The 25,296-nt window shown below is 39.6% G+C and carries 23 protein-coding genes and 1 pseudogene; 20 read left to right on the top strand and 4 right to left on the bottom strand.

All coding sequences use genetic code 11. The features are described from left to right. The 5 genes from KQI75_RS03050 (at position 1) to KQI75_RS03030 (ending at position 5,291) form a co-directional block, all read left to right on the top strand. Entirely contained in the window at positions 1 to 1,833 is a 1,833-nt protein-coding gene (locus KQI75_RS03050) for an AAA family ATPase (RefSeq protein WP_216469203.1), read from the top strand. Positions 1,834 to 1,873: 40 nt separating this feature from the next. Then, entirely contained in the window at positions 1,874 to 2,101 is a 228-nt protein-coding gene (locus KQI75_RS03045) for a helix-turn-helix domain-containing protein (RefSeq protein WP_216469202.1), read from the top strand. Between the two features lie 41 nt (positions 2,102 to 2,142). After that, positions 2,143 to 3,651, top strand: coding sequence for a class I SAM-dependent DNA methyltransferase (locus KQI75_RS03040; RefSeq protein WP_216469201.1), 1,509 nt, complete (start codon positions 2,143 to 2,145; stop codon positions 3,649 to 3,651). Then, positions 3,635 to 4,684, top strand: a complete 1,050-nt coding sequence (locus tag KQI75_RS03035; RefSeq protein WP_216469200.1) for a PIN domain-containing protein — start codon at positions 3,635 to 3,637, stop codon at positions 4,682 to 4,684. The genes KQI75_RS03040 and KQI75_RS03035 overlap by 17 nt, the downstream gene beginning before the upstream one ends. 67 nt (positions 4,685 to 4,751) lie before the next feature. Then, on the top strand, positions 4,752 to 5,291 hold the full coding sequence (locus KQI75_RS03030) for a restriction endonuclease subunit S (protein WP_216469199.1): 540 nt from the start codon (positions 4,752 to 4,754) through the stop codon (positions 5,289 to 5,291). On the opposite strand, the gene KQI75_RS03025 is transcribed toward KQI75_RS03030, so the two are convergent. Next, positions 5,288 to 5,974 (bottom strand): restriction endonuclease subunit S, encoded by a 687-nt coding sequence (locus tag KQI75_RS03025; protein ID WP_330655477.1) that lies wholly within the window; start codon positions 5,972 to 5,974, stop codon positions 5,288 to 5,290. The two genes, KQI75_RS03030 and KQI75_RS03025, sit on opposite strands and share 4 nt — an antisense overlap. 75 nt (positions 5,975 to 6,049) lie before the next feature. On the opposite strand from KQI75_RS03025, the gene xerA reads away from it, so the two are divergent. The 10 genes from xerA (at position 6,050) to KQI75_RS02975 (ending at position 17,194) form a co-directional block, all read left to right on the top strand. Further along, the gene (gene xerA, locus KQI75_RS03020) at positions 6,050 to 7,036 is read left to right on the top strand and encodes a site-specific tyrosine recombinase/integron integrase (protein ID WP_216469197.1); all 987 of its coding nucleotides are present in this window, start codon (positions 6,050 to 6,052) and stop codon (positions 7,034 to 7,036) included. Positions 7,037 to 7,049: 13 nt separating this feature from the next. Continuing rightward, positions 7,050 to 8,258 (top strand): restriction endonuclease subunit S, encoded by a 1,209-nt coding sequence (locus tag KQI75_RS03015; RefSeq protein ID WP_216469196.1) that lies wholly within the window; start codon positions 7,050 to 7,052, stop codon positions 8,256 to 8,258. A 55-nt stretch (positions 8,259 to 8,313) separates the two neighbouring features. Continuing rightward, positions 8,314 to 11,475 carry a type I restriction endonuclease subunit R gene (locus KQI75_RS03010; RefSeq protein ID WP_216469195.1) on the top strand — a complete coding sequence of 1,054 codons (3,162 nt, stop codon included), beginning with the start codon at positions 8,314 to 8,316 and terminating at the stop codon, positions 11,473 to 11,475. A 12-nt stretch (positions 11,476 to 11,487) separates the two neighbouring features. Further along, the gene (locus tag KQI75_RS03005; protein WP_135976459.1) at positions 11,488 to 13,554 is read left to right on the top strand and encodes a DUF262 and DUF1524 domain-containing protein; all 2,067 of its coding nucleotides are present in this window, start codon (positions 11,488 to 11,490) and stop codon (positions 13,552 to 13,554) included. A 31-nt stretch (positions 13,555 to 13,585) separates the two neighbouring features. Beyond that, a complete protein-coding gene (locus tag KQI75_RS03000; protein ID WP_216469194.1) occupies positions 13,586 to 14,623 on the top strand; it encodes a virulence RhuM family protein in 1,038 nt (345 codons plus the stop codon). A gap of 364 nt (positions 14,624 to 14,987) precedes the next feature. Further along, positions 14,988 to 15,338, top strand: coding sequence for a 23S rRNA methyltransferase (locus tag KQI75_RS02995; protein ID WP_216469193.1), 351 nt, complete (start codon positions 14,988 to 14,990; stop codon positions 15,336 to 15,338). Then, positions 15,331 to 15,726: a hypothetical protein gene (locus KQI75_RS02990; RefSeq protein WP_216469192.1), complete on the top strand. Its 396-nt coding sequence runs from the start codon at positions 15,331 to 15,333 to the stop codon at positions 15,724 to 15,726. Before KQI75_RS02995 ends, KQI75_RS02990 begins: the two co-directional genes overlap by 8 nt. Positions 15,727 to 15,743: 17 nt before the next feature. Further along, on the top strand, positions 15,744 to 16,127 hold the full coding sequence (locus KQI75_RS02985) for a hypothetical protein (protein ID WP_216469191.1): 384 nt from the start codon (positions 15,744 to 15,746) through the stop codon (positions 16,125 to 16,127). 222 nt (positions 16,128 to 16,349) lie between these two features. Then, positions 16,350 to 16,580 carry a helix-turn-helix domain-containing protein gene (locus KQI75_RS02980; RefSeq protein WP_216469190.1) on the top strand — a complete coding sequence of 77 codons (231 nt, stop codon included), beginning with the start codon at positions 16,350 to 16,352 and terminating at the stop codon, positions 16,578 to 16,580. Further along, entirely contained in the window at positions 16,577 to 17,194 is a 618-nt protein-coding gene (locus tag KQI75_RS02975; protein ID WP_216469189.1) for a recombinase family protein, read from the top strand. The genes KQI75_RS02980 and KQI75_RS02975 overlap by 4 nt, the downstream gene beginning before the upstream one ends. A gap of 22 nt (positions 17,195 to 17,216) precedes the next feature. Here the strand turns inward: KQI75_RS02975 and KQI75_RS02970 are convergent, their stop codons facing one another. Beyond that, a complete protein-coding gene (locus KQI75_RS02970; protein ID WP_216469188.1) occupies positions 17,217 to 18,323 on the bottom strand; it encodes a hypothetical protein in 1,107 nt (368 codons plus the stop codon). Positions 18,324 to 18,736: 413 nt separating this feature from the next. On the opposite strand from KQI75_RS02970, the pseudogene KQI75_RS13550 reads away from it, so the two are divergent. Beyond that, a pseudogene (locus tag KQI75_RS13550) lies at positions 18,737 to 18,956 on the top strand (IS3 family transposase); the annotation flags it as partial. 41 nt (positions 18,957 to 18,997) lie between these two features. On the opposite strand, the gene KQI75_RS02965 reads toward KQI75_RS13550, so the two are convergent. Next, on the bottom strand, positions 18,998 to 19,162 hold the full coding sequence (locus KQI75_RS02965) for a hypothetical protein (RefSeq protein WP_216469187.1): 165 nt from the start codon (positions 19,160 to 19,162) through the stop codon (positions 18,998 to 19,000). A gap of 230 nt (positions 19,163 to 19,392) precedes the next feature. On the opposite strand from KQI75_RS02965, the gene KQI75_RS02960 reads away from it, so the two are divergent. After that, the gene (locus KQI75_RS02960; protein WP_216469186.1) at positions 19,393 to 22,947 is read left to right on the top strand and encodes an S-layer homology domain-containing protein; all 3,555 of its coding nucleotides are present in this window, start codon (positions 19,393 to 19,395) and stop codon (positions 22,945 to 22,947) included. An 84-nt stretch (positions 22,948 to 23,031) separates the two neighbouring features. Here KQI75_RS02960 and KQI75_RS02955 read toward each other — a convergent pair whose 3' ends face one another. Further along, positions 23,032 to 23,271 carry a relaxasome subunit MobC gene (locus KQI75_RS02955; RefSeq protein ID WP_216469185.1) on the bottom strand — a complete coding sequence of 80 codons (240 nt, stop codon included), beginning with the start codon at positions 23,269 to 23,271 and terminating at the stop codon, positions 23,032 to 23,034. Between the two features lie 217 nt (positions 23,272 to 23,488). Between KQI75_RS02955 and mobQ the strand changes: the two genes are divergently transcribed. The 3 genes from mobQ to KQI75_RS02940 are packed head-to-tail and all read left to right on the top strand — an operon-like array spanning position 23,489 to position 25,155. Beyond that, positions 23,489 to 24,631, top strand: a complete 1,143-nt coding sequence (mobQ, locus tag KQI75_RS02950; RefSeq protein ID WP_216469184.1) for a MobQ family relaxase — start codon at positions 23,489 to 23,491, stop codon at positions 24,629 to 24,631. Beyond that, positions 24,579 to 24,893: a hypothetical protein gene (locus KQI75_RS02945; RefSeq protein WP_216469183.1), complete on the top strand. Its 315-nt coding sequence runs from the start codon at positions 24,579 to 24,581 to the stop codon at positions 24,891 to 24,893. Before mobQ ends, KQI75_RS02945 begins: the two co-directional genes overlap by 53 nt. Then, a complete protein-coding gene (locus KQI75_RS02940; protein WP_216469182.1) occupies positions 24,877 to 25,155 on the top strand; it encodes a hypothetical protein in 279 nt (92 codons plus the stop codon). The genes KQI75_RS02945 and KQI75_RS02940 overlap by 17 nt, the downstream gene beginning before the upstream one ends. Positions 25,156 to 25,296 lie beyond the last annotated feature (141 nt).

Raw genomic sequence — 25,296 nt, 5'->3', positions numbered from 1 at the left:
ATGGCTGGTTTTTATATAAAAAGAATAATCGCCAGGAGTGATTTGAAAGAAGATGCCATTGTCGATTTTACTTCCGGTTTGAATATAATACAGGGACGTTCGGATACAGGAAAGTCCTGCGTCCTGAAGTGTATGGAGTTCGTGTTCGGTGGAAATTACGATAAACTAAAAAATCCATTCAAAGAATCGTCAGGGTATGATTCAGCGTCCGTTATTATTGGCACAGAACAATATGGTGACGTGATCCTTTCACGTAAAGTTGGCTCTGGACAAGTAGAGGTGGTTGCGGATTCTGAAGAAATTGAGAACGGGATATATGTTATAAAAAAACCAGGCAAGAATGTAAAAAAGCCGAAGCCGGTTCTTAATTTAGTGATGATGAAGCTGTTAGGCATCGATGGAGAACCCGAAGTGCCTGGTAATATGCGCTTTGAGAAGAAACGTATGACTTGGGAAAACCTTCTTCGCCTGTATTACATTAAGGAAGAAAGAATTGACAAACCAGATCCACTGTTTGAGCCAGTTGCGACTTACGAAAAAACATTATTTCTTTCTTCACTATTATTCTTGCTTACTGGTAGAGATTTTAGTGAACATGATGCTCAGACCAAAAAAGAGATAAAGAAGGCTCGTAAAGAAGCAGTTCACGACTATGTGAATCAGAAGATTCGAGAAGCAAATCAGCGTCAGAAAGAACTGGCAGTTCAAATAGAAAATCTGGACGATGCTAATATAGAAGAACAACTACGTGAGATGGTGGAATCTTTACAGAAAACCGAATCATCTATTTCTGCTGCAATCGAAACCAGCCAGAAACTGCTTGCGGATATTATGGAACAAGAAGCAAAAGTAACAGAATGCGAAGTGCTTCTTTCAAGATATGGACATCTGCGTAGTCAATATAAAGCAGATATTCAACGCTTGACTTTCATTGTTGATGGCGAGCAAAATATGAGCACAGCACCGAAGGTTTCAACTTGTCCGTTCTGCGATGGAAAGATTACTCCTCGTGCAAAGAAATCATACATTGAGGCATCTCGTGGTGAATTGTCTCGAATAGTTTCTCAAATGGATGGGTTGGTAGCATCAGAAAAAGATGTTCAGGTGGAAAAAGCTGCTGTCGAAGAAAAATTGAGAGAACTCAAGGAACAGAGAGCTGACATTGAGAAGCTCATACAACAAGAACTGAAGCCACAGGCATCAGAAATAGAAAAGACTATAGAGACATACAGAGGTTATATTCAGTTATCAAATGAGGTCGATCTTATTGTTCAATATGCAAAAGGCTGGGAACAGGATTTGACTAGATATGACATTGCAGAAAATGAAGAAGAGAAGGCAATCGAATATCATCCAAAAGAATATTTTGATACTGAATTCCAGACGACTGTAAGCGAGGATATGGATTCGATATTAAGAGAATGTCAGTACTTGAATTTGACTGGTGCTCGATTTAATTTAAGCAGTTTTGATATAGAAGTAAATGGTGAGACAAAGGCTTCTCACGGTAAGGGATATCACTCTTACTTGAATACAGTTGTAGCTCTTGCCTTTAGAAACTATTTTCATGATCACGCAAAGTACAATGCAGATTTCTTGATTATAGATACTCCATTGCATGGATTTGATGAAAATGATACTGAATTACCCGATAGCATGAAGGATGGTCTGTTTAAGTATTTTGTTCATCATTTGACGGGACAGTTGATTATTGTGGAAAATACAGATCACGTTCCGAGTAATATTGATTTTGAGGCTCTCGGAGCCAATGTCATCACATTTACAAAGAAACTTAATGAAGGACGATATGGATTCCTTCATGATGTATATTGATACTGTTTTTGATTTATAGCTGTAACGACGGAGGTAGAAAATGCGTATCAGTTACAACAGATTATGGAAACTTTTGATAGATAAAAATTTGAAGAAAAAAGATTTGATGGAACGATGCAGTATTAGTTCGGCATCGGTTGCAAAACTCACGAAAGGCGACAATATTACAACAGATGTTTTGCTGAGAATATGTAAAGGACTTGATTGTGATTTTGCAGATATTATGCAGGTAATACCTGATGAAAAACTGGAAGAAAAAGAAACTTAATTTTTCGGTAGAAGATGAATCATCAGAGGAGGAAAACTAAAATGGCAGATAAAAATACAGCCGATATTGGATTTGAAAAACAAATATGGGATGCGGCCTGCGTACTTCGTGGCAATATGGATGCATCAGAATATAAGAACGTTGTCCTGGGGTTGATTTTCTTGAAATATATCTCAGATAGATTTGACGATAAATATCAGGAACTTGTTGAAGAAGGCGACGGATTCGAGGAAGATATTGATGAATATACTTCTGAAGGTATCTTCTTTGTACCAGCAGGTGCACGTTGGAGTGAGATTGCAGCAAAAGCACATACGCCAGAGATTGGTACAGTTATTGATGAGGCTATGCGTGCAATTGAAAAAGAAAATAAACGATTGAAAGACATTCTCCCTAAGAATTTCGCACGTCCAGAATTGGACAAACGAAGATTGGGAGATGTGGTAGATTTATTTACCAATATTCAGATGATCGAACACGGTAGCGAAAAGGATATCTTGGGTCGTACCTATGAGTATTGTCTTTCTATGTTTGCGGAACAAGAAGGAAAACGTGGCGGCGAATTCTTCACACCATCTTGCGTAGTACGCACCTTGGTAGAAGTATTGAAACCTTTCAAGGGAAGAGTATATGATCCTTGCTGTGGCTCAGGCGGTATGTTTGTTCAGTCTGCAAAATTTGTTGAGAACCACAGCGGTAACATCAGTAACATTTCTATCTACGGCCAGGACTCAAACCCTACTACATGGAAGATGGCACAGATGAACCTTGCTATTCGTGGAATTGAACCAGATCTTGGAGCCTATGCTGCAGATACGTTTCTAGATGATCGCCATCCAACATTGCGAGCAGATTATATTATGGCTAATCCTCCGTTTAACCTTTCTGATTGGGGATTGGATAAACTAAAAGAAGATCAGAGATGGAAATATGGAACACCACCAGCAGGAAACGCCAACTTTGCATGGCTTCAACACATGATTTTTCATCTTGCACCAGCAGGTCGTATTGGTATGGTATTAGCGAATGGTTCACTTTCTTCTCAGTCAGGTGGAGAGGGTGATATTCGTAAGAACATTATCAATGCCGATTTAGTTGAGTGCATTGTTGCAATGCCTACTCAGCTATTCTATACAACGCAGATTCCTGTTTCGCTCTGGTTTATCAATAAACAGAAGAAACAACCGGGAAAGACTTTATTTATTGACGCCCGCAAGATGGGAACGATGGTGAGCCGTAAGCTTCGAGAGTTGACAGATGGTGATATCAAGAAGATTGTAGATACCTATGAAGCTTTTGTAGACGGAACACTTGAAGATGTTAAAGGCTTCTGTGCCGTTGCTGATTTGCAGGAAATTGAAAAGCAAGACTTTATCCTTACTCCGGGCAGATATGTAGGTATTGAAGAGCAGGAAGAAGACGATGAGCCATTTGAAGAAAAGATGGATCGGTTAACATCTGAACTTGCGGAAATGTTTGCAAAGTCGCATGAGCTGGAGGGAGAGATCAGGAAGAAGCTGGGGGCGATCGGATATGAGCTCAAGCAATGAAATAACGTATTGTTTGATTTTTGATACGAATGCTCTGTTTCAAGCATATGAAAAGAAAGCAGATTTCACAACGTTTAGCTTTAATTCAACATTTGAAAATGTAATTGATATGATTAATCAACTTGACATATATAATCAGGTAACCGTAGCAATTCCATCTGTTGTATGGAATGAAATGGAGAAGCAGATTATAGAAAAGCATGATGAATTGCTTTCAACTTATAAAAGTACGATATCAAAGAAACGATTTCCTGAATATTCTATTCAAGAAAATCCGGACATAAACTATCCGGAATACATAAAAAATAAGATTGTGGAATACAAAAAAGAGATTTCAGTAGGATTGAATAAAATTATAGAGCTTCCGATTGCTTCTAATAATAGGTTTGAAAGTATAATAAATCGAGCATTTAGTAAATTACCTCCTTTTGAGGGAAAAGACAAAAAGTCTGATAAAGGATTTAAGGATGCGCTATTATGGGAAAGTATTTTGGAATTTTCATTAACGCATCGCAACTCGAAAATTATATATTATTCCAAAGACAATGCTTTTGGAGGATTTCTGCTAAATGAGTTTGCAGAAAATGTATCAGATTCATCACTGTTCATATGCAAAAATGAAAGTGAAGTTAAGGTACAGTTAGAAGCGTGGGCAAAGGAAATTGACAAATATTCCTATCAACCAATTGAAGAGTTTGATGAAAACCAGGAAATTATTGATTGGTTAAACTCTGGAGATTTTCTCGTGCAGATAATCGATCGAAATTTTGGACTTGTTGAAAAAGGACGGTTGATTACTTCAACTACAGCTCATTTGATTAGTATTGATAATATTGAATCCTTGAATTCGGACGAGAATGCAATTGAATATTATATTGAAGCAGTATTGCAGTTTATATATGAATTGAAAGATGGAGGAAAAACACAGGACACAATCAACGTAGGCATAAATGTTAAGATGCTGGATGATGGTACTTATTCGGTTGAAGATGCGTATAGAACGGATGAAGACGAAACTGAAAGTGAGAGTTAGCTTATGAATACAGGACAAGAAAGAATAAACGAATTTGTAATTCGTGAAAAACTGGAGGCGATTGGACATGAAATCTGAATGGATAAAAAAGAAGCTCTCTGATATTGCAGATTTCAATCCCAGAGAAACAATAAAAAAAGGTGCTATAGCTAAGAAAATCCCTATGGATGTACTCCGCCCATTTTATCGAGATATTCCATATTATGTTGAAGAATGTTTTTCTGGTGGCACAAAATTCCGTAATGGAGATACGATTATGGCACGAATTACGCCGTGCTTAGAAAATGGGAAAACAGCGCAGGTCTCAATCTTAAATGATGGAGAGGTCGGGTTTGGCTCAACGGAATATATTGTGTTCCGAGCAAAAGAAGGAATTACTGATAAGGATTACTTGTACTACCTTGTTTGTAGCCCGGAAATAAGAGAACCGTCAATAAAATCTATGGTCGGTTCATCTGGACGACAGCGTGTGCAGACTGATGTTGTAAGGAATCTTGAAATTGATGTGCCTCCATTAGTTGATCAAGAAAAAATCGGCTCATTTTTGAAGTCGTTTGATGATAAAATCGCACTCAATGATAAGATAAACAAGAATTTAACGGTTTAGAGGTCGATGTCAGAGACATCAAGCTCGCCGGACATCAATCTTGGCAACAGAGTATCACGCAAAGAAGAAAGCTTTGCGGATTGAATAACATTAATTGATATTTCGGCAAAAATAGAATCAAGGGTGCAGAGCAGAGTATTTTTATCCTTTTCGCTTAATAGCGGAATAGGAATAGCTTGTATATTTTTAATCGGCAACTTCTGTTGTACAGCACCTACTGTACCTTTAGTAATAGCTTCTCTTCCTAATTGAGATCGAAGATACAGCAATAGATATTCTGGTGTTATATGCTTTAAGTTTGTTACTTTGACGCAATTCTCGGTCAGATTGGCTTTATCCAAGGTTGAATCTACAATAGCTGTTAGACCGATTGTTCCAACAATCGAGATCAGAACATCTCCCGTAGAAACTATGTAACGGGAAATACTTTTTTGTGTCTCTTCGTCAACATAGGCGTAATCAGGAGTAAGAGAGGCAAATAGGACATTATTTAAGTCTCGTACTCTAATATATGGATGTGTGTTTTGTATATCTATAAGATTGACACCTTTAGGTAATCGCTTTCCACCTTTCACATCTGCAATTTCGCCGAGATTAACGGTCGTGACAGCGTTGCTAAGGATTGATTGAAAAATCGCTTCTGCTTGCTGCTCTAAATTCTTGTTTAACCTAAATACTCCCACCAACGGCGGGAGCTAAAGCCAACGGAACTGCCGTTGAGTCGTTCTCTGGAAAATAAATTTGAAGGAGAATGACCTATGAAACAGCAAATTATTTCAGAGGTGGTGCAGCAAATGCTGCCACACCTCGACAATGCACAAATGCAGCAGCTGCAAAAAGTGCTTGAAAATGCACTGTTTGGCTGTGAGATCACGGCGCAGTCAGAGAAGAACGAAACAGACGATAACCCAAAGCTGATAGATTCTTTTGTTTCGGCAAAGCGGATTGAAGGTTGTTCAGAGAAAACGCTGAAATATTACCGCACAACCATTGAAACGATGGTAGCTTCGATAGACAAAGGTATCCGTCACATTCAGACTGAGGATTTGCGTTCTTATCTGACAGATTATCAGAGCAAGAACCAGTCCAGTCGTGTGACGATAGATAATATCCGCAGGATTTTGTCCAGCTTTTTCTCTTGGCTGGAGGACGAGGATTATATTTTGAAAAGTCCTGTTCGCCGTATCCATAAGGTGAAAACAGCAACCAACATCAAGGAAACCTATACAGATGAGGACTTGGAGAAAATGCGTGACAGCTGTACAGAACTTCGGGACTTGGCGATGATTGATATGCTGGCTTCTACCGGAATGCGTATCGGTGAAATGGTTTTGCTGAACAAAGCGGACATCAATTTCAATGAGCGTGAATGTGTGGTTTTCGGTAAGGGTGATAAGGAACGCATTGTCTACTTTGATGCTCGGACAAAGATTCATCTGCAAAACTATATCGACAGTCGAACAGATGAAAACCCGGCACTTTTTGTTACTTTGCGTGCTCCACATGAGAGAATCAAGATAGGCGGTATCGAATCTCGCCTGCGTGAAATGGGCAAGCAGTTAGATATACAAAAAGTCCATCCGCATAAGTTCCGAAGAACACTTGCTACGATGGCGATTGATAAAGGAATGCCGATTGAGCAGTTACAGCAGCTCTTGGGGCATAAACGAATAGATACGACCTTGCAGTACGCAATGGTCAAACAGAGCAATGTTAAATTGGCTCACAAGAAATACATAGGTTAAGGAAGGTGACGATATGACAGAGTGGAGGAAAAGATGTTTAGGCGAAATCACATCATTTATGTCTAAAGGCATTCCACCTAAATATGTAGAAAGAGAAAATGAGAATACAGTTCGTGTGTTAAATCAGAAATGTAATCGAAATTTTGAAATCAATTATGAGGAATCAAGATTACATGACTGTTCAAAAAAGAAAGTACCAGCTGATAAAATGCTTCAACCAGGAGATGTGCTGATTAACTCTACTGGTACTGGAACTGCTGGTCGTGTTGCTCAATTGTATGATGTGCCAACACCAACAACAATAGATGGACATATGATACTTCTTCGTCCAACCGAGGAAATTGATTCTATTTATTATGGGTATGCGGTTAAAGCGTTTCAACCTAAAATTGAAACGCTTGCGGAAGGCTCAACCGGTCAGACTGAAATAAATCGAAAAAGATTGCAGGAAGAAATTGTGATTTCTTTTCCAGAAGAAAAAGAAACTCAAGAGCGCATCGCTCGCTTTCTGTTGAATATAGATGAAAAAATAAAAGTGAATGGTAAGATAAACAAGAATTTAGAGCAGCAAGCAGAAGCTCTTTTCAAAGCATGGTTCCTTGATTATATTCCATGGAACGGTAGTGTGCCTGATTCTTGGATTGATGGAAAACTGGGTGATTTCGCGGATATTAAGCGTGGTGGTTCACCCAGACCAATTCAAAAGTACTTATCTGATTCAGGTTTACGATGGCTTAAAATTTCAGATGTAACAAGCCTTCAAACGCCATTTGTTATCGACATCAAGGATCACATAATTGAAGATGGACTAAAAAAGACCGTCTTTCTTAAAGAAGGATCGCTCATACTTTCTAATAGTGCAACTCCAGGCATACCTAAAATCCTTGATGTTGATAGCTGCATTCATGACGGATGGCTTTACTTCCCAAAATCAAAATTTTCACGGGAATATCTATATTTATATTTTAAGTACATTCGCCAGCATTTGGTTAATCTCAGTAATGGAAGTGTTTTTAATAATCTAAAAACGGATATTCTGAAAAATTATCCAACAATATTGCCTGATAAGGAAACACTTCATCGCTTTGATGCTATCGTATATCCTATGTTTTTGGAAATGCAAAATCGTACTCGTGAATCGCACAAACTTGCAGCTATGCGAGATGCGCTACTGCCTAAGTTGATGTCCGGCGAGCTTGATGTTTCCGACATCGACCTTTAAGCCACTAAATTCTTGTTTATCATAGAAATATAACGAAAAATACAGGAGGTTGAACATGCCAAATTTATTTACAGAGGATACATATGAACAGGCAATCATTGAATTGTTTGAAAACATGGGCTATGACCACCTCTACGCTCCGGATTTTGATAGAGATTATACCAGTCCGATTCTGGATTCTATTCTGAGAGATAGTTTGGTGCGTATCAACCGTGGTCTGCCTGTAGAAGCTATTGATGAGGCACTGGCCAAATTAAAGAATTTTGATACCGGAAGCCTGCTGCAGAAGAATATGATATTCATGGATTATCTGCAAAATGGCGTCACGGTTAAGTTCTTTGTGAAGGGCGAGGAGCAATCGTCGATTGTACGTTTGATTGATTATCAAAATATAAAGAATAACTCTTTTTATGTGGTAAATCAGTTTACATTTCTTGAAAATGGAAATAACCGTCGTCCGGATATTATTCTATTCATAAATGGATTGCCGCTTGTTTTGATGGAATTAAAGAGTCCAGCAAAAGATGAAGTGGGAGCAGAGAATGCATACCATCAGATTCGCAACTATATGCAGGATATTCCATCTATCTTTTATTACAACGCAATCTGTGTAATTAGTGATTTGTCTACGAATAAAGCAGGAACGATCACTTCCGGATTAGATCGCTTTATGGAATGGAAAACAAAAGACGGTAATTACGAAGATACTGCGTATGCGTCCTTTGAAACTTTCTATGAGGGTATGTTCAAAAAGGAACGTTTACTTGATATTTTGAAGAATTTTATTCTTTTCTCAGGCATTAGCAATAGTCGTTTCAAAGTATTAGCCGGATATCATCAATATTTCGCAGTCCGCAAAGCAATCGAAAAAGCAAAGGTAGCAACTAAGACCGACGGCAAGGGTGGCGTGTTCTGGCATACACAGGGCTCTGGTAAGTCATTATCTATGGTTTTCTATGCACATTTATTGCAGGATGCATTAGACAGTCCAACAATCGTAGTTATGACAGACCGTATTGATTTGGATGATCAGCTTTATGCACAGTTCTCACAATGCGCAGATTTTTTGCGTCAGACACCGGTACAAGCAGAGAGTAAGGAACATTTGAAGTCACTTCTTGATGGCAGAAGTGCGAATGGAATCATATTTACTACGATGTTTAAGTTTGAGCGTGGAGAGAAAGCTTTATCGGAACGTAGAAACATTGTTGTTATGGCAGACGAAGCACATCGTGGGCAGTATGGTTTTGATGAGAAAATCGTTATGTCAGAGAATGAAAACGGTGAAAAGGAAGCGCATACGGTAATTGGTAATGCCCGTGTTATTCATGACGCATTGCCGAATGCTACATTTATTGGCTTTACTGGTACACCGATCTCAGCTAAAGACAGAAATACTCGTGAGGTTTTTGGTGACTATATCGATGTTTATGATATGACACAGGCAGTGGAAGATGGCGCTACTCGTCCGGTTTATTATGAAAGTCGTGTGGTTCATCTAAAGTTAGATGAGAATACGCTGGCGTTAATTGATTCCACTTATGATGTCTTGGAGCAACAATCCGACGCGCAAACGATTGAGAAGAGCAAAAAGATGCTTGGCCAGATGGAAAGCGTACTGGGAGCAGATTCTACGATTGAATCTCTTTGTGATGATATCGTTGAACATTATGAAAAATACAGAGCAAATCTTCTGACAGGTAAAGCTATGATTGTGGCGTATTCTCGTCCGATTGCAATGAAAATTTACCGCCGTATCTTAAAAATTAGACCTACATGGACAGATAAAGTGGGTGTGGTCATGACTGGCGGTAACAATGATCCAGAAGATTGGAAAGAGATTATCGGAACCAAAGCGCACAAGGAAGAACTCGCGAGGAAATTTAAAGATAATAACGATCCGATGAAAATAGCCATTGTTGTAGATATGTGGCTTACCGGATTTGATGTACCTTCTTTGGCTACCATGTATGTGTACAAGCCAATGCATGGCTATAACTTGATGCAGGCAATAGCTCGTGTTAACCGTGTATTCAAGGATAAAGAAGGCGGATTGATCGTTGACTATGTTGGAATTGCGTCAGCTCTAAAGGCGGCGATGAAAGAATATACGAAGCGCGATCAGTCTAAATATGGTGACATGAATATTGCAAAGATGGCCTATCCGAAGTTTCAAGAAAAGCTGCAGGTCTGCAAGGATTTACTGCATGGCTTTGATTTTAGCGGCTTTGTAGGTGGCTCTCCGCTTACAATGGCTAAGCTTATTACGGGTGGTGTAAACTTTATTCTCGATGCAAGTGTACCAGAAAGAAAAGATTTGTTCTTGAAGGAAGCTATGCTTTTGAAACAGTCTCATTCGCTTTGTTCCAGTATGACAACAGAACAGGAAAGGCATGAAGCAGCTTATATGGAAGCTTTGCGCTCTACGGTTATTAAAATCACTTACGGTGGTACTGGTGGAAAGAGCCTGTCGCTTACTGAGATTAACGATCAAATCAATGAACTTTTGAAAGCGGCAGTACAGAGCGAAGGTGTCATCAGCTTATTTGACAGCAGCAAAAGTGGCGGTGAAAATTTCAGCTTGTTTGATCCGGCTGTCTTGGATGAAATCTCTAGAATGAAGGAAAAGAATATAGCTGTTGAGATTTTGAAAAAACTTATGGCTGAGCAGGTGGCCCTATATAAGAGAACAAATGTGGTGCAGTCACAAAAATTCTCAGAAAAGATAGCGCAACTGATGAACTCCTATTATAACGGATTAATCACCAATGAAGAAGTTATTAAAGAATTGCTTAAAACTGCGGAGGAAATTGCAAATCTCTATAAGAATGGTCAAGAGTTGGGACTTTCGCAAGAAGAGCTGGCATTTTATGATGCACTTACAAAACCAGAGCATATCAAGGATTTTTACAAGAATGATGAATTGATTGCTCTGACAAGAGAACTTACAGAAATGCTTCGTAAAAATCGCACTATCGATTGGCAGAAAAAAGAAACCGCTAGAGCACAAATGCGAAAGATGGTTAAGCGACTCCTTAAGAAATATAAGTATCCTCCGGAAGATTACGATTTTGCAATAAGTACAGTAATTAGTCAGTGTGAGCTTTGGACAGATAATGTGGAACCACGAAAAGAGGAAAAGCTATATAAATATGTGTCTGAAATAGAACTAAGCAAGGTGGCAGAAGATACGGTTTCTTACGGAGAAAAGAAGTAATGGAGGTGCGGTATGGATGCACGTAAAGGCAATATCTATGAGATATTAAATGGAAATAAACAGTTTTTGATTCCAGTTTATCAGCGATTTTACAGCTGGGACATTGATCAGTGTAAACGACTTTGGAACGATATTGTAGAGATGCAGAGAAAAGGTAAAGCTGGCCATTTTGTTGGATCTATTGTTAATATTGCTGAGCAGGCAATGCCAACAGGTGTTCAGAAATATATGATTATTGATGGGCAGCAGCGAATGACTACGTTAACTCTTCTTCTCCTGGCTTTGCGCGATTATGCAATAAAGAATCCTGGTGACACAACAATTAATGCTCGTCGTATAGATAATATGCTTCTAAAAAATGAGTACGAAAATGGTGATGAACGGTATAAGTTACTGTTAACCGAAACAGATAGGGACATTCTTATAAGCCTTGTTGAGGAAAAGCCAATTGCAGAAGGTACTCGATCAAGGCTGATTGAAAATTACAACTTTTTCGCTAACAAGCTGGCCGATAAAGAAATTCAGCCTGCAGAGGTATACGAGTCAATTGGAAAATTACAGATTGTTAATATCACGTTAGACCGTACTGTAGACGATGCACAGGCAATTTTTGAAAGCTTGAACTCTACCGGTAAGGAACTTTCAGAATCTGATTTGATTCGTAACTATGTTTTGATGGGATTAGAGCCATCAGAGCAAACCTATGTATATGAGCATCTCTGGCGGCCTATGGAACAACTGTTTATTTATGAAACGCAAGGATCTGTAATGGATGCTTTTTTCCGCCATTACTTAACCATGAAGCTTTCTCGTATTCCAAAGCAAGGACGTGTATATGAAGAGTTCAAGTTGTATCACTTGAACTGCGAATTTGGAAGTATTAGAGAACTGTGTCAAGATTTGCTGGACTACGCAAAATATTACACTAACATCGTATTTAAGCGAAACTCTGACACGGATTTAAAGAAGTTATATGAAGATATTATCGATTTGAGAATGGAAGTATCTTATCCATTCTTACTGAAGATTCATCATGACTGTACCGAAGAACTGATAACATCAGATGAGTTGAAGGAAATTCTGAAGCTTTGTATTAGCTATGTCCTGAGACGTGCAATTTGCGAAATTCCGACTAATTCGATGAACAAGACCTTTGCAACGTTGAAGAATTATATTAAACCAGATGATTACCTGAATTCTGTTAAGGCATTCTTTGTAATGCAGGATACTTATAAAGAATTCCCGGATAACGATAAGTTTGAAGGTGCATTCGTAAATCGTGATATTTATAATATGCGTGCTAGAAATTATATTCTAAGTCGCTTGGAAAATTTTGAAAACAAAGCTCCAATTACTATAGAAAATTACACCATTGAGCATATTATGCCGCAAAACAAAAATCTTTCTTTGGAGTGGCAAACTGATCTTGGCCCTGAGTGGCAGGAGGTACAGAAGAAATATTTACATACAATTGGCAATCTTACTTTGACTGCATATAATTCCGAGATGAGTGACAGGCCTTTCTTGGATAAGATGGATATGCCGGGTGGATTTAAGGAAAGTGCACTTAGGCTTAATAAATATGTGGTTTTGCAGAATGAATGGAATGAGAAACACATCCAAGAGAGAGCAAATGAATTAGCAAAGAAAGCAGAAACTATTTGGCCATATCCAACTTTAACAGCTGCAGAACTAGCACCATATCAAGCAGAAGAAAAAACAGTGCAGAAGTATTCCTTAGAATCATATGATGTTAATGCTTTTACAAGAATGCTGTTTGAGTCTTTGGATAAGCGTATTATGAACTTATCTCCAGCGGTGAAGAAGGAATATAAAAAGTTGTATGTTGCTTATAAGCTGGATACTAATTTTGTTGATATTGTCTTCCAGAAACAAAGATTGCGTATTTCGATTAATATGAAGTTTTCAGAGATTAATGATCCTAACGGTATCTGCAAGGATATCACAGGTTTAGGTCGTTGGGGAAATGGTGATGTAGAATTGTTTATGGAGCATCAGGATGAATTAGATCAAATCATGGAAATTGTGAAGCAATCCTATGATGCACAGGCAGAATAATGATTTGGAAACATTAAAGGAGGCATCCTATTTGAAAAAGAAAAAAGATGAAATAACCATCCGTTCCAGTGCTGCAGAATACCTGACGTATGTTGCCTCTGTCGGTGATCAGCAGGACAGTATCGAGATGCGCTATGAGGATGAGAATATATGGCTAACGCAGAAGATGATGGCCACATTATATGACGTGGGTACTAACACAATAAATTATCATATTAAGAAAATATTCGAGGATAGCGAACTACAGGAGGATTCAGTTATTCGAAAATTTCGAATAACTGCCGCTGACGGAAAAAGCTACAGCACAAATCACTATTCCTTGGAGATGATCATTGCTGTTGGATTCAAGGTCAATTCTGAGCGTGCGGTGCAGTTCCGTAAATGGGTCAATCAAATTGCCAAGGACTACACCATCAAAGGCTGGGTTATGGATGACGAACGTCTAAAAAATGGTGGATCAGTGCTCACAACAGAATACTTTGATCGTTTGCTTGAACAGATTCGTGAGATCCGTTTGTCTGAGCGTAGATTCTATCAGAAGATAACAGACATCTATGCTACAGCTCTTGATTACGACCGCACAGCAAAAACGACAAAACAGTTCTTTGCTAAGGTGCAGAACAAGATGCATTATGCAGTTCACGGACATACGGCAGCAGAGTTGATTTATGAGCGAGCAGATGCTGATAAGCCACATATGGGGCTAACCACATGGGCAGCAGCGCCGGAAGGCAAGATTGTAAAAAGTGATGTGAGCGTTGCAAAGAATTATCTTTCAGAAAAGGAAATGCGTTCATTAGAGCGTATCGTTTCGGCATATCTGGATCTGGCAGAGGATCGCGCAGAGCGTCATATTCCGATGACAATGGAGGACTGGGCAAAGCGTCTGGATTTATTCCTGATGGCTGATGACAGAGAGGTCCTTCAGGATGCAGGAAAGATCACGGCAGAGATTGCCAAGGCTAAAGCCGAGACTGAATTTGAAAAGTATCGTGTCATTCAGGACAGACTTTTTATGTCCGACTTTGATAAGTACATGCTGGAACTGGAAGAGAATGCGAAGAAGTAATAGGTTCGGTTCTCCCTTTCAATGCTGGATTTTCAGACATAATAAGGTCGAGTGCATGGAAAAATGAACATCAGTTAGGACGAAAAATAGCCGTTGACCTGTTCTTTGTAGGAAGAACGGACAAGGTTGAGGCGATGGCGGTTCCTCGCAAAATTTGACTTTTATGTTGGAATCACTATAATAGTAGAAATAATAGTAGAAACGAATAAAAAAGTTGAACTTTTTTCGTGGACAAACAAGGTTCAGGCTGAGATATGGATAGCGAAATGTATCAAGATATTTTTGCTACAGAATTTGTAGATATGTTTCCACGAACAAACGGAGATATTTTGGTACAAACCATATTGGTTTAGATAGATTCCCGATGATCGACATCAATCCGGACCTATCGAGCCATGTGGAGACGGTTGCTCTGTTAGGTGGGAAAAAACCAGATGATTATATTGATGTAGATCTTGATCTCTCATCTCTAAAAAATAATGCAGGTTTATCTGTTACATACAGCGAAATTAAGGATTTTGCTTTACATCATTATGGTGTAAAGCTCAGTAGTCTTGAAATTGCACAAGTAAAGAGAGCTAACGGTCTTGAGTTACGAAAAAACTTTAATATTTCTAAAAAATCAGATCAAAAACAGCCTCAGGTAACTCCTGAAAAACGCAAACTTATTGAAGAAATTTTTTATCACTTTGGTATTCTTGAGCAAAATGTTTAAACTTTTAATTCGCCCTTATACGCTATCCTCGGATGAAGAATCAAAAAAAATAATTCAAAAATTGCACGCAGCAGGAATTAGAGTGCAAAAATATAACGACAGCACATTATCTCTTTCGTGGGATGAAACTCAGACTGTTGTTAACGCCCGCAATGCTGGTCGTCCACATAAAATTTTTAGAGATTGTGTTGGAAATGTTATCACTTGGGATTCTATCTACCAATTTATACAATCTTTATCTTATAAGCCTTCTATAGATTGCTTATCAAGCGAAATAAGTAGACACTTTGATTCTATTTCATATTCTAGTGCACGTCGCCGGTTGCGTGAAAATAAACCGGATACTCCTAATTCCAAATTGCGCGCTGGTAATAACGAACCTTTTTAAGAAAGGCTATAATATTTATGCAAATGATTAGTCAGATTGTTCATATTGCCTCCAATAATCCCAATAACCTCATTTATGATCTACGTCATCGCCTATCCAAAGTCGGATTGCTCATGCGCGTTGTACAGCACGAGGGAAATCTTTATTTAATCATTGAAGAAAAGAACAATATCCGTCATGCGGGAGCAAAGCGCAAACCTCTTGTTGATTCGTCTGGGAACATCATCACTTGTGCTGATATTTTTAAGATGAAAGCTCAAAAGCAATCAAATCAATTTATTGCTACAAATCTTTTCCACCATGAGTCTCATAGCAAGGTTAACGCTTCAACTATTAGCAGACGTATTAAGCAACACCGCATCAATAATGAGTTTTTTGAAAATAGCACCACAATTTTTTAGTAAAAATATCCGAGTTATCATAAATGACTCGGATATTTCATTTATTACGAATTGATGTTATAAAAATCTACCATTATTAATTCGTGATATTTTACATCTATTTTTCCTTTTGCTCTGCTAAATAATATTATGATTTCGTGATGAGACAAGAGTGTTCAAAAAACTCTAGTTTTTTAGACAATCTTGTGTAAAAAAACACATATTTACAATGAGGTGAAAATTATGAACACTAGTAAACTGCTGCGTACTGCTATGCACGAACGTGGTATGACACAATCTCGTCTTGCTGAAGCTTGTGGTCTCAGCAGCCAGAGCGCAGTCTGTAATTTTCTGCAACGTCAACACGGTATGCGCATCGATACGCTGTTAACTCTACTAAATGCCATGGGATATGAAATTGTTGTCCGTGACTCTATGAGTAAACAGCTGTGTTGGGAACTGGATAGCAAATGAAGTTTTTCTATGCTCGTGTAAGCACAGCCGACCAAAATCTTGCTAGGCAATTGAAAGCTGCTGAAAAATACAAACCAGATCAGATTTTTGCAGATAAATCCTCTGGTAAAAGTTTTGATCGTCCAGAGTATCAAAAACTTAAAGCCATCATCTGTACCGAAGATGAACTTATAATCAAATCAATTGACCGATTGGGTAGAGATCGGGATGGCATTCAGAATGAGTTAGCTTGGTTTCGTTCTCACGGTGTAATAGTACGCATTATCGATATTCCCACCACTATGATTGAGTTTCCAGCAGAGCAACAGTGGATCGGAGATATGGTATGTAACATTCTGATTGAAGTCCTTAGTTGTATCGCCCAGCAAGAACGTGAAGTCATTAACAAGCGTCGTCAAGAAGGCATTGACGCCATGCCTATTGTAAATGACCATCGTGTCTCTAGTCGCACTGGAAGATCTATTGGACGTCCTCCTTGTCGCATAGATGAAGCATTGTTTCTATCCTTAAGAGCTCAAAACAAAGCTGGTAAACTAACTATTCTTGAGTGCTGCCAGAAACTTTCTATATCACGTGGTACTTGGTATAATCTCTGTAAAAAAATCGGAATTTAATTCCTAAAAATTTCTCGTCCGATTATTCAGACGAGAAATTTTTATATGCACATTGTTCTTTTTGAAAGATTTCATCAACCTTTAATAAATCCTTATGTAGGTATGTACTGTCGCAGATAGCCTGCTCATTTCGCTGTAAAAGTAAGATTTTCTTGCTAATATTTCTCGAAGGATCTGGCAAGCATCTCATCGCATCATATACCTGCTCGATATCAAGTATGAGTGGCTTTGATGATTGTAAGTCTTTATCTCGAATCCGATTCATAAAAAGTTGTGCCCATTTCCGTGGCCAGCCATTTTTCCCTTGTAGTTGTCGCAGCTCTTGTACAAGCATCTTCTGAGAAAGATTTTTCCAACGCTTAAATGAACAAACAATCAAACTCTTAAATAATTTATGGTAGCATTCACAAATTGCCGTATCAGTCAGAGCATTCCATTTTCTAGTGTTGAAAACTCTTCTTATCTTGTTAGGTGTCTTTAAAGCAAATTCTATCCTCAAAACCTTTTCATCGCCACTTAGACCCATTTCATTTATTTTATTATACATGAGGACGGATATAGACTTGTTTTCCCGTAAAAGTGAATCGTATATGGGAACTGCTCCTTCCCGCTCATAGTATTGAAGAGCCTTAAATTTCTTATTCAAGCTGGCCATTAGCAACTTCAGTACTCGGCCATAGCTACTATATTCCTGTGTTAATGAGATGTTACAATTTAACTCTATATAACTAACGGTTGCCTGCTCAACATCAATTTCTACGCCATAACGTTCCGTAAGGTAATCTGCCACTGTTCTAATATAACGATCATATTCGCTCCATGTCATATTAAAAAAATTATTTCCCCTTGCATGGTGTACTGTTAAATGTAGGTTGCAGTATAAAATGGGTCTACTATCTGTAGGGCAAATAATTCCTATCGTACATCGATAAAATTTTTCACTGTCTTTGATGATAATCCGATCAATGCAATTACAGCTTGGCTGATCTCTTGAAACACTATTCCAGATTGCTTTTAAATCATTCCGACCATGATGCAGATCCACTCTATCATTGCACTCTAACAGTCTCCATTCAAGCGCCTTTACTGTTAATGATAATTCAACTGCGTCAATTCCAACCTTGCTCATGTCGTATCTCCTAGTAAATAAAAATAATTTTCTATCTGCTAGAAATATGTGCGTTTTTTTCACGAAAAGATGTTTAGCTCAAAGTTCTGCTATGATTATACAAGGACATTTCAACTTATACCCTTTGAAAATATCTGTTGCTTTCTTACTCAAAATAACTCAATTTACACTGCCTTTTTCATTCTATGTCACAAATATCGAACTTTTTATCAGATTTAATCTGCGTCGATATTGCAATCTCCATACGAAAACGTAGAGAGTGACTTTGAACTGCACCTCATTTGTTAGACAGTATGATATGATGTCTAACAAAATGGTGGTAGAAACCATGATAGGCGTTATTGCGAGGCGGCGAGACGATTTGAAGTAAGGAGTGCAACGCAGGTTAACGATTGGGGAGGGCACATCTATTTAGTCGCAAGGAAAACTGCCTGGACAATGCTGTGATTGAAAAGTTCTTTGGATTACTCAAGAGTGAACTGTTTTATCCGCAAGAATTTCAATCCATGGAATACTTCAAATAGGAACTCATGGAGTATCTGGACTACTACAATAACCAACCGCGAAATCAAGGCAAAGTTAAAGGACCCGCCGCCTGTAATTCACAGACAGCAAGCCCTTTCGGTTGCTTGAATAAATTTTTTCTGAAATATTGTTTAACTTTTGGGGTCACTTCACTTTTGAACAGCGGCTTTATCACTATCAGGAGAAGAGTCAGATGTAGAACAAGAATCATTTGTATATGCATCACTATATTTCTGCATCATATCAAACATAAATTTGGCGCAACGGATAAACTTTAGATTTTCATCTGCATCATTCAAGTAATTTTGATCCATTATTCGGTCTCACTTTCTGTGTTTAACAGAAATATGAGAGAATATTCAAAATGCATAATTAAAATTGAAGGAATTTAATTCCGGCAAAATTAATTATGCATTTTTAGCCTGATTATTTCCATCATGAAAAGATGAATGATCTACATTGCAATTTTTGTGTAAAAGAGCTATACTTAGGATAGTATTTTGAAAAAAATACTGCATTTGATCTATTTAGGAGATAAAACCTTATGAAATTTAACAAATCTAAGCTCGCATCGGTCATTATGTCCGGCGTTTTGGCTGTCAATGTAGTGACACCGGCATTTGCAATTAACAATGAAAATACAACAACCAAATCATCCACATCTACCATATCATCTCAGACTACAACAGATTCAGATTCAACAAACAAGGTTTGGGTCGTTGATCAGAAGGAAGAGGATGTTCAGGTTGTAGTTGGATATCGACATTACTATATTTGTAACAATTGTCAGACAAAATTTTACTTCGATGAATATCCTGCTTCTGATAATGATCTTACTCCTGGGGAGAATGCTGCTGCACACGCTGCCGCTGACCATTTGAGATATTCATCTTGTGCTGGTGCATCTGTTGGTTATTCCGGTGGCAAAGACCCGATTTACAAGACCGAACATCATGAGGAAATCGGACACTATGAGGAAATTACAGTCGATCAGAGTAAGCTGACGGTTAAGTATAATAAATATAACGAATTTGGCGACTACAGTGAGGAGAGCGTAGATTATACTTCTACGAGTGATACGAATGCAAAGTTTGTAATGCGGCATAATGGCACTGCGTATCCGAGTGTTACTGTTACGCCAGATGGAGATATTACATGGAAGTCGAGTGATAAGAGTGTAGCTACGGCAGCATCTAGCGGTGAAATTCGAGCATACAATCTTGGAACGACAACTATCACTGCTACCAGTCCGAACGGCGCTTATGTTACCTTTGATGTTGAAATTGTTCCGAATTTTACATGGAACGGAACTTCTTGTGTAGCAGATTATGCATATGCAGGAAATGGCTCATCCAGTTGGGATTATTATAATCAAGACTGCGATGTTACCAGTAAGGTAACGAAGCCAGCTACTTGTTCTCATACTGGTGAAACAGTTTATACTGCTTCAATTACTGTCGGAGGAAAGACATATACAGATACAAAGACTGTAGAGACTCCAAAGACCGAAACCCATTCTTGGAATGAGGGCGAGATTACGACTCAGCCGACTTGTACAAAGAATGGTGTAAAGACCTACACTTGTACTGAATGCAGAGCAACTAAGACTGAATCGGTTCCGGCAACCGGTCACACTTACGGTGAACCGAAGTTTAAGTGGTCTAATGATAAGACTTCCTGCACTGCAAGCGTATCTTGCAAGGCTGGCGATGACACTCAGACTGCCAACTGCAAGGTTAGCAGCAAGGTGACGACAGAAGCAACTTGTGCTAAGGAAGGCGTTCGCACCTATACTGCAACGGTTACTCTGAACGGTAAGGATTACACAGACACCAAGACCGAGAAAATCGCTAAGACTGAAAACCATTCTTGGGATGAAGGAAAGATTACAACCCCGCCGACCGATACTCGTGAGGGAGTAAAGACCTACACCTGTACCGTTTGCGGTAAGACCAAGACCGAAGCAATTCCGAAGCTCAATGCTGAGTATAAGAAACCGACGTTTGCGTGGTCTGAAGATTACTCCTCTTGCGTAGCTACTGCTGTTTGTACGACCGGTGGGGCCGATCTGAAGAAGGATTGTGCCGTAACACACAAGACTACAAAGAATCCAACTTGCACCAAGACTGGCGTGGAAACATATACCGCTACTGTGGAAGTAAACGGTAAGACTTATACGGATGTTAAGACAAAAGACATTCCGGCAACCGGTCACACTTACGGCGAACCGAAGTTTAAGTGGTCTAATGATAAGACTTCCTGCACTGCAAGCGTATCTTGCAAGGCTGGCGACGACACTCAGACTGCCAACTGCAAGGTTAGCAGCAAGGTAACAACAGAAGCAACTTGTGCTAAGGAAGGCGTTCGCACCTATACTGCAACGGTTACTCTGAACGGTAAGGATTACACAGACACCAAGACCGAGAAAATCGCTAAGACTGAAAACCATTCTTGGAATGAAGGAAAGATTACAACCCCGCCGACCGATACTCGTGAGGGAGTAAAGACCTACACCTGTACCGTTTGCGGTAAGACCAAGACCGAAGCAATTCCGAAGCTCAATGCTAAGTATAAGGAACCGACGTTTGCGTGGTCTGAAGATTACTCCTCTTGCGTAGCTACTGCTGTTTGTACGACCGGTGGGGCAGATCTGAAGAAGGATTGTGCTGTAACACACAAAACTACAAAGAACCCGACTTGCACTAAGACTGGCGTGGAAACATATACCGCTACTGTGGAAGTAAACGGTAAGACTTATACGGATGTTAAGACAAAAGACATTCCGGCAACCGGTCACACTTACGGTGAACCGAAGTTTAAGTGGTCTAATGATAAGACTTCCTGCACTGCAAGCGTATCGTGTAAGGCTGGCGATGACACTCAGACTGCCAACTGCAAGGTTAGCAGCAAGGTAACAACAGAAGCAACTTGTGCTAAGGAAGGCGTTCGCACCTATACTGCAACGGTTACTCTGAACGGTAAGGATTACACAGACACCAAGACCGAGAAAATCGCTAAGACTGAAAATCATTCTTGGGATGAGGGTAAGGTTACGACCCCGCCGACCGATACTCGTGAGGGCGTAAAGACTTATACCTGCACGGTTTGTGGTAAGACTAAGACCGAAGCAATTCCAAAGCTCAGTGCTGAGTATAAGGAACCGACATTCGCGTGGTCTAGCGATTATACCTCTTGCGTAGCTACTTTCGTTTGCACAACTGGTGGATCGGATCTGAAGCAGGATTGTGCGGTAACGCATAAGACTACAGAGGCTACTTGCGAGACTGCAGGTACTACGAAGCATACAGCAACCATTACCTTTAATGGCAAGACTTATACGGATGTTAAGGAGACTGCAATTCCGGCAACCGGCCACACCTATGGCGAACCGGAGTTCAATTGGAATGGTACACAGTCCTGTGTTGCAACCTTTACTTGCGCGAAGTGCGGTAAGACCAACGATGTAAATGCTAAGATTGAAAAATCTGGCTCTGGCATGAAGGTAACATATACCGCAACGGTTACTGCGAATGGCAAGACCTATACTGATCAGAAGGCAGATAAACGCTTCGTAGATGTGGCAGACGATGCATATTACTATGATGCGGTAGACTATGCGCTGAAGCATAAGATTACGGACGGCACTTCTGAGACCACATTCTCTCCGGATGACAATTGTACCCGCGCGCAGATCGTTCAGTTCTTGTACAATTTAGATGCAAGAAATACGGAAGCTTTGATCGCAGAGACAATTCCGTTCCATGATATTGAGGATGATGCTTGGTATGCTGATGCTGTAAAGTGGGCGTATGAAAACCAGGTTACAGATGGCACTTCTGAGACTACGTTCTCCCCGAATGAAGGTTGCACTCGCGCTCAGGTAGCACAGTTCCTTTGGAATCGTGCTGGCAATCCGGAACCGAAGAATGTAAAGACTGCATTTACGGATGTGCCGGAAGATGCTTGGTATGCAAACGCCGTTGCTTGGGCGGCTGAGAATGGTATCACATCTGGTACTTCCGAGACTACGTTCTCCCCGGATGACAATTGTACTCGTGCTCAGATCGTGACACTTATCTATCATAATGAAACGATGTAACAACGGAAAAGTTTCTATATAAAGCACAAGTGCGGTAACGAAAACAAGAGGTCGAGAGACCTCTTGTTTTGTTATCCGCACTTTTTAAAATTCTTTTCCAATATCATAAATGCGTAATAGATCTAAAAAACTATTTAACTCATCACCTTCATGCACTTGACGTTGTAAAACACTTTCTACACCGGCACCGATGGCAATTAAGCGACGGGTTCGCGCTTTGCGATCAGCAGCTTTTTGTTGTGCCGTTAGCTTTTTTTCTTGGGCAAGCAGTTCAGCACGGCGTTTTTGCAACTTGGAAATACGATCTTCATAGGAACTCGCCATGACATTCACCTCCTTCTTATTAAAAATATGAAACTTTTACTATGTCAAAGGCACCAAAGGCGCACTTATAGACACACATGTGTATGTCTGTAAGTGCACTCTTCGAGGACTCCTGCGGAGAGCAAAATTTTTTCGTTTTAAATTGGTAATTCTCGCATATTTATGATGAAAGCGATGGCAGTAATTTTGGGAATTAAATTCCTAAAATGGGAGGAAGGTGGAAGTCGCAATTTTTCATTATTCGATTAAGGTTGTTAGTCGCAGCCAAGGAAGAAGCGTTGTAGCGTGTGCAGCGTACAGAGCAGGAGCAAGGCTAGTCGATCATGACACAGGGAAAGTACATGATTTTACGAGGAAAGGCGGTGTTATCTACTCAGAAATATTGTTACCATCTCATGCACCAGAAAGCTATAGTAGCCGACAAACGTTATGGGATTCTGTATCAAAGGTTGAATGTAAAAGCAATTCACAGCTTGCACGAGAGGTGGAGATGGCGTTACCCAAGGAACTAAGCAGAGAAAAGCAGATTGAGCTAGTTAGAAGCTACATAAAAGCGCAGTTTATATCCAAGGGTATGTGCGCCGACTGGGCACTACATGATCGACAGGACGGAAATCCACACGTTCATATTCTTCTTACAGTTCGTGGCATAAACTCTGATGGGGCATGGAGTACAAAAGAGCGAAAAATTTATAAACTGGATTCAAATGGAGATAGAATTCCCATTATCGATTCTAAGACAGGAAAGCAGAAGATTGGGGCACGTGGTCGCAAGCTATGGCAACGTGAAACCGTGCAGGTTAATCAATGGAATAGCAGAGAAAATGCAGAGATTTGGCGAGCGGCATGGGCAAAACAGTGTAATCAATTTCTTGGATGCCAGGCAGTTGATCATAGGAGCTATGCGCGTCAGAAAAAGGAAATTATACCGACAATTCATGAGGGATTTGTTGCAAGACAAATAGAGCAAAAGGGCAGTATTTCTGAGCGATGTGAGCAGAATCGTGTTGTGAGAAGGCGGAATGCGCTTAAACTTCAATTAGTGAAAATCATCGGTGAAATTCAAGACGTATTATTAAGGAAAGCAGATGACATTATTGGACGAGAAAAATATGAACACATTAGAACAGCTGATCAGAGAGAACGAAGGTCTGCAAGAAACTATACGCGAACAAGAACAGACGATTTCAAACCTCTCCTCAGAGCAGCAGAGGTTAGCCGACTCACTGCAAGAACAGATCGGCTTAGTGGAGAAACAAAACAGAGCACTGGAACATCAAGAACCGACCAAGCTAGAAGCCGAGAACATGGAGTTGAAAAAAGCTTTGAAGCAGAGCGAACAAGTCATGATGATCGCTGAACAAAAAGCACGCACTGTGGACGAACGAGTTGAGGCGGCTAGGTTAGAGTATGCTATGGAATTGGCTGTTCAACAGGCGGAGGATAGCAAACAGTGGGAAAAAACGATGGAAAAAATTACAGCGTATTACAACACTGAGTTAGAACGACAGCGCATGGGGTACGAACGCATTATTGGACAGTTAAGAACAAGATTGAATTCTCCGTGGTATATGAAGTTATTGTATGGTTGGAAGGAGAGTAAGCATGAGAAAAATTATTGATAAAAAACTGTACGATACAGATCAAGCAATGACATTGGCTTATATAAAGACTGGTGGCATTGAAGGCATCTACTATGCATATGAGATTCTATATGAGAAAATTGATGGAACGTTCTTTCTGTACTCTACTGTAGGACCTGATCCATCGATGTATAGGAATGATGGAGACATTGTTCCGGTAACGGAAGAAGATGCGAGAGCGTGGGTCGCTGAGCATCTTAGCGTTGAAGAGTATGAAAAACTTTTTGGTCCAATTAAATGACAAGAAAGTAGAGAGTATTGCAAGTGAAGTGACCCAAAAAGTTAAATAATATTTCAGAAAAAATTATTCAAGCAACCGAAAGGGCTTGCTGTCTGTGAATTACAGGCGGTAGGCCCTTTGACTTTGCCTTGCGACTCATAC

It is taken from the genome of Butyricicoccus intestinisimiae, assembly GCF_018918345.1.
Lineage (GTDB): Bacteria > Bacillota > Clostridia > Oscillospirales > Butyricicoccaceae > Butyricicoccus_A > Butyricicoccus_A intestinisimiae.
Note: the sequence above shows the minus strand (reverse complement) of the source record. Positions and strands in the feature narration are given on the sequence as shown.

Coding starts and splice junctions, on each gene's coding strand:
- KQI75_RS02965 (WP_216469187.1), bottom strand. CDS start 19,162: ATGGATCAAAATTACTTGAATGATGCAGATGAAAATCTAAAGTTTATC.
- KQI75_RS02975 (WP_216469189.1), top strand. CDS start 16,577: ATGAAGTTTTTCTATGCTCGTGTAAGCACAGCCGACCAAAATCTTGCT.
- KQI75_RS02980 (WP_216469190.1), top strand. CDS start 16,350: ATGAACACTAGTAAACTGCTGCGTACTGCTATGCACGAACGTGGTATG.
- KQI75_RS03035 (WP_216469200.1), top strand. CDS start 3,635: ATGAGCTCAAGCAATGAAATAACGTATTGTTTGATTTTTGATACGAAT.
- KQI75_RS02960 (WP_216469186.1), top strand. CDS start 19,393: ATGAAATTTAACAAATCTAAGCTCGCATCGGTCATTATGTCCGGCGTT.
- KQI75_RS02985 (WP_216469191.1), top strand. CDS start 15,744: ATGCAAATGATTAGTCAGATTGTTCATATTGCCTCCAATAATCCCAAT.
- KQI75_RS02995 (WP_216469193.1), top strand. CDS start 14,988: ATGATCGACATCAATCCGGACCTATCGAGCCATGTGGAGACGGTTGCT.
- KQI75_RS03030 (WP_216469199.1), top strand. CDS start 4,752: ATGAAATCTGAATGGATAAAAAAGAAGCTCTCTGATATTGCAGATTTC.
- KQI75_RS02955 (WP_216469185.1), bottom strand. CDS start 23,271: ATGGCGAGTTCCTATGAAGATCGTATTTCCAAGTTGCAAAAACGCCGT.
- KQI75_RS02945 (WP_216469183.1), top strand. CDS start 24,579: ATGGAGTTGAAAAAAGCTTTGAAGCAGAGCGAACAAGTCATGATGATC.
- KQI75_RS02990 (WP_216469192.1), top strand. CDS start 15,331: ATGTTTAAACTTTTAATTCGCCCTTATACGCTATCCTCGGATGAAGAA.
- KQI75_RS03005 (WP_135976459.1), top strand. CDS start 11,488: ATGGATGCACGTAAAGGCAATATCTATGAGATATTAAATGGAAATAAA.
- KQI75_RS03050 (WP_216469203.1), top strand. CDS start 1: ATGGCTGGTTTTTATATAAAAAGAATAATCGCCAGGAGTGATTTGAAA.
- KQI75_RS02970 (WP_216469188.1), bottom strand. CDS start 18,323: ATGAGCAAGGTTGGAATTGACGCAGTTGAATTATCATTAACAGTAAAG.
- KQI75_RS03010 (WP_216469195.1), top strand. CDS start 8,314: ATGCCAAATTTATTTACAGAGGATACATATGAACAGGCAATCATTGAA.
- KQI75_RS03045 (WP_216469202.1), top strand. CDS start 1,874: ATGCGTATCAGTTACAACAGATTATGGAAACTTTTGATAGATAAAAAT.
- xerA (WP_216469197.1), top strand. CDS start 6,050: ATGAAACAGCAAATTATTTCAGAGGTGGTGCAGCAAATGCTGCCACAC.
- KQI75_RS02940 (WP_216469182.1), top strand. CDS start 24,877: ATGAGAAAAATTATTGATAAAAAACTGTACGATACAGATCAAGCAATG.
- KQI75_RS03015 (WP_216469196.1), top strand. CDS start 7,050: ATGACAGAGTGGAGGAAAAGATGTTTAGGCGAAATCACATCATTTATG.
- KQI75_RS03040 (WP_216469201.1), top strand. CDS start 2,143: ATGGCAGATAAAAATACAGCCGATATTGGATTTGAAAAACAAATATGG.